This is a genomic window from Pseudomonas sp. JV245A (genome assembly GCF_032424515.1).
Classification (GTDB): domain Bacteria; phylum Pseudomonadota; class Gammaproteobacteria; order Pseudomonadales; family Pseudomonadaceae; genus Aquipseudomonas; species Aquipseudomonas protegens.
Window position 1 is genome coordinate 1 of sequence record NZ_VYKE01000565.1, and the last position, 405, is coordinate 405.

General features: G+C 56.5%; 1 protein-coding gene. It reads left to right on the forward strand.

The window, feature by feature from the left end:
* A partial coding sequence (locus F6S12_RS33050) for a hypothetical protein (protein WP_315870029.1) occupies positions 1-188 on the forward strand: 188 nt, incomplete at its 5' end.
* Between the last annotated feature and the right edge of the window lie 217 nt (positions 189-405).

Sequence of the window (405 nt, forward strand, 5' to 3'; positions counted from 1 at the left end):
TGAATCGTAGGAGCCGGCGACTGCCGCTGCGCAGCCTTGAACCGCAGGCACAAAAAAGGCCGCTTTTGTATCAAAGCGGCCGTTCCGAAGTAGCTAAAGACCCGCAAAAATCGCTTAAGTTCCGCATTAAAAACAATAAGTTACGAGATTGTGTACAATTCGTGCTATTCGTCGGATTTCGTTTGTAAGCCCCTCGATACAGCCTCAGGATCGCGCCGTCATCCCTTTGAGGCTCCTCTATGAAGTTCTCCTCGATTCTCTTGTTGTCCCTTGGCCTGGTCAGCGGCGTCGCCTCTGCCGGAGGCACCACTGAAGCAGGTGTGGGCGGCGCATTGGGCGGGGTTCTAGGCTCGGTGGTCGGTCAGCAGATCGGCGGCAATACCGGTTCCGCCATCGGTGCGGCCC